The sequence below is a fragment of the Catenulispora pinistramenti genome, assembly GCF_018274385.1.
In the GTDB taxonomy this organism is placed as follows: domain Bacteria; phylum Actinomycetota; class Actinomycetes; order Streptomycetales; family Catenulisporaceae; genus Catenulispora; species Catenulispora pinistramenti.
Window position 1 is genome coordinate 1 of record NZ_JAAFYZ010000424.1, and the last position, 3,385, is coordinate 3,385.

Sequence of the window (3,385 nt, forward strand, 5' to 3'; positions counted from 1 at the left end):
CCCCGATCCCGCACGAACACCTCGACCCGGCGCGTCCCCGCCGTCCCCGCCGCCACCTCCGCGAACACCGAGATCGGGCTGTCCCAGGCATACTTCGCCGCGTTGACCAGGGCCTCCCGTGCCGCCGCCACGCATGCCGCCAGCCCGTCGTCGAGCTCCGCGTCACCGACCGCGACGACCTCGATCCGCACCCGATGCCGGTCCTCGACCTCCGCCGCGATCGTCTGGACCGCCGCGACCAGGCTCGTCGGCCCTGTCCCGGCCGCCACCGGCCCCCGCCGGTCGTACAGCCAAGCCCGCAGCTCGCGCTCCTGAGCCCGCGCCAATCCCCGCGCGTCGGCCGGATCGGCGCGCTGGATGAGCGTGAGCGTGTGCAGTACCGAATCATGCATGTGGGCCGCGACTTCGGCGAACTGCTGAGCCCGGACCCGCTCGGCACGTTCCGCCGCCAACTCGCGGATCACCCGCAGCAGATACGGCATCGCGATCAGTACCGCCCCGGCGAACAGGGCCAGCGCCGCGACCACCGCGCTGGTCTCCTCGGCCAGCGCGGCACCGTTGTTCAGCAGCCGTACCAGCGCGCCGCCGACGGCCAGGACGCCGACCAGCGTGCGCAGGCCCGGGCCCCGGCGCGCCGGGGCGTCCAGCGTGCCCGGCCACGGCGCGCGGCGCTCGGCGGCCAGTTCGCGCAGCAGCAGCGCCAGCCCGCCGAGCACGGCGGCCAGCGGTATCAGGACCCGTATCTGGTCGTCCAGGCTGGGGCCGTCCAGGGCCAGCACGACCACGACGCCGGCGGCCACCAGGAGCGGGCCGGAGTCGCGGCGCGGCACGCCGGCCGGCGGGGAAGGCGGTCGGACCATGGCAGCCATGGTCACACGCCGCTCGCCGGCCGCGCATCAGGGTCGACCCCGAGACCGTCTCAGGGTTCGTCCCTCAGATCCCCTCAGACCGAGGGGCTCCGCTCCGCAGCAGCCCTCAGGACTCCGGCTGCTCCACCAGCTGCGCCACATAAAGCGGCTCCCCGATCTGCCCGATCAGGTCCAGCTGCGTCTCGAGGTAGTCGATGTGGTGTTCCTCGTCGGCCAGGATCTCCTCGAACAGGTTCGCCGACGTGACGTCCCCCCGCTCGCGCATCAGCTTGATCCCGTTCCGCAGCCGCTCCACCGCCGCGACCTCGATCTTCATGTCGGCGTTGAACATCTCGGTGACGCTCTGGCCGATCTCCAGCGGGAACAGTTTCTGGAAGTTCGGCAGCCCCTCCAGGAAGATGATGCGCTCGGCCAACTTGTCCGCGTGCTTCATCTCGTCGATGGACTCGCTGCGGGTGTACTCGGCGAGTTTCTTCCAGCCGCGGTTGTCCTGCAGCTTGTAGTGCAGCCAGTACTGGTTGATCGCCGTGAGCTCGGCGGTCAGCTGCTCGTTCAGGAACGCGATGATGTCCTTGTCACCCTGCATGGCGTTCGATATTGCCAGAGCGGCGACCCGGGGAGGTAACGGCGTGAGCGCGGATTGCGCCGAACGGGGAGTGCCCGCCGGGCACGCCACACTAGCCCAGCGCGGGGACCGCGGCCGGGCAGTGCGGTGCGTGCTGCACGAGCGTGGCCGGCGCGGGAACCGCCGCCGGAACCGGCAGTCGCTCAGCCTCCGGCATCGCCTCCGGCGGCGCGGAGTCGGCGACCCGGGCCGCGGCCAGCAGGCAGCTCAGCCGCTTCACGCAGGTCCCGCACCCGGCGCCGGCGCCGGTCGCCTTGCGCACCTGCTTGACCGACTTGGCACCCAGCGCGACGGCGACGTCCACCTCGGCGGTGGTGACCGCGTGGCATATGCAGGCGTACAAGCGGGGCTCCGGGAGTCAACGGGTTCGCTGCGGGCGATCACTGTGCCTGATTCGCCCGGGAGGACTTAGGGGAGCCTAAGCTACCTAACCGGCGGCTGCCAAGTCCCCGCTGCGCGTGCCGTGCGCCACATCTGGGACCATGGTCCCCATGGGGCAGCCGGGATCAGGGGTGGACACAGAAGGTGAGACCGCTTTGTCGGACGGCCGGCTCCCCCCTGGCCAACGCATGCAACGCGGCGAGTGGCCGGTGCTGCACTACGGCCCGGTGCCCCGTTTCAAGCCCGCGACCTGGGACTTCCGGGTCACCGGCGCGACCGCCGACGGCCAAGAGGCGATCTGGTTCCACGACGACTTCAGCGCGCTGCCCACCGTCGAGGTGACCGCCGACTTCCACTGCGTCACCAAGTTCACGATGCTGGACGCCCCCTGGCGCGGCGTCGCCGGCCGCACCATCCTCGAACTCGCGCCCCCGGCCCCGGACGCGACCCACGTCACGGTCTGGGCCGAGTACGGCTACAGCTCGAACCTGCGCCTGGAGGACCTGCTCCACGAGGACACCCTGTTCGCCACCCACCATGACGGCGTCCCGCTCACCCCCGAGCACGGCTTCCCGCTGCGGCTGATCGTGCCGCACCTGTACGCGTGGAAGGGCCCCAAGTGGGTGCGCGGGATCGAGTACCTGACGGTGGACCGGCGCGGGTTCTGGGAAGAGCGCGGCTACCACAACATCGGGGATCCGTGGAAGGAACAGCGGTACTCGTATCAGGAGGACCCGGGGGACGGGCCGCCGCTGTAGTTAAGGGCGTCTTGACGTCTTGACCCGGTTGATGTCTTTGATCCGATGTAGTCAGAACGTCTTGATCCGGTGCAAAACGGCGCGCCACAAGGTGCCGGGACGCCCGAGCGTACGTGGCCGCGGCTCTGAGGCGGCCGTGTCGCGTTGCTCACCCCGCACAGCGCTCCGCGCTGTCGTGAACGCGCCGCCGTCCAACTCGTATTCGCCCAGGACACGTGGTCCGCGCTGACGATCGCTCATTGTTCCATTGACGGATACATCGGGACATCCTGCCACCGGGCGCCAGACTCGCGCGGTTTGACGCCCGGTGATCGCTGCGGGATGCTGCACGCGGGACGGCCGCCAGGAATCCGGTGCGAATCCGGAACGGTCCCGCCACTGTGATCAGGGAGTGCCTCCCGCTTGAGATGCCACTGGGACGTCAGTGTTCTGGGAAGGCCGGGCAGGCGCGCGGATCTGAGAGTCAGGAGACTACGGCCGCCCCCGGCACGCCGCCCCCGCGGCGTGTACGCATGAGTGAGACCTGTCGGGCGTGGATACCCGTGAGGAGCTGATCCGGCGTGCCGCCGTACCCGTTCTCCGCTGTCGTCGGACTCGACGATCTGCGGCTGGCCCTGTTGCTCAACGCCGTGTCCCCGGCGGTCGGCGGCGTACTCGTGCGCGGCGAGAAGGGCACCGCGAAGTCGACGATCGTGCGCGCCCTGGCCGCGGTCCTGCCCCAGATCAGCGTGGTCCCCGGCTGCCGCTTCTCC

The 3,385-nt window shown here is 70.4% G+C and carries 5 protein-coding genes and 1 riboswitch; of the genes, 2 read left to right on the top strand and 3 right to left on the bottom strand.

The genetic code is table 11. The features are described from left to right. The 3 genes from KGQ19_RS48080 to KGQ19_RS48090 form a co-directional block, all read right to left on the bottom strand. Positions 1 to 860 (bottom strand): sensor histidine kinase (locus KGQ19_RS48080; protein WP_498038958.1); only part of this gene is annotated, 860 nt, incomplete at its 3' end. Positions 861 to 975: 115 nt separating this feature from the next. Further along, entirely contained in the window at positions 976 to 1,455 is a 480-nt protein-coding gene (gene bfr / locus KGQ19_RS48085) for a bacterioferritin (RefSeq protein ID WP_212022270.1), read from the bottom strand. 91 nt (positions 1,456 to 1,546) lie between these two features. Continuing rightward, positions 1,547 to 1,837, bottom strand: coding sequence for a (2Fe-2S)-binding protein (locus KGQ19_RS48090; protein ID WP_212022272.1), 291 nt, complete (start codon positions 1,835 to 1,837; stop codon positions 1,547 to 1,549). A gap of 148 nt (positions 1,838 to 1,985) precedes the next feature. Between KGQ19_RS48090 and KGQ19_RS48095 the strand changes: the two genes are divergently transcribed. Both KGQ19_RS48095 and KGQ19_RS48100 read left to right on the top strand, forming a co-directional pair. Beyond that, a complete protein-coding gene (locus KGQ19_RS48095) occupies positions 1,986 to 2,633 on the top strand; it encodes a sulfite oxidase-like oxidoreductase (RefSeq protein ID WP_368862270.1) in 648 nt (215 codons plus the stop codon). Between the two features lie 345 nt (positions 2,634 to 2,978). Then, positions 2,979 to 3,105, top strand: a riboswitch (cobalamin riboswitch). An 88-nt stretch (positions 3,106 to 3,193) separates the two neighbouring features. Then, on the top strand, positions 3,194 to 3,385 hold a 192-nt coding region (locus tag KGQ19_RS48100), incomplete at its 3' end, for a hypothetical protein (RefSeq protein WP_212022274.1).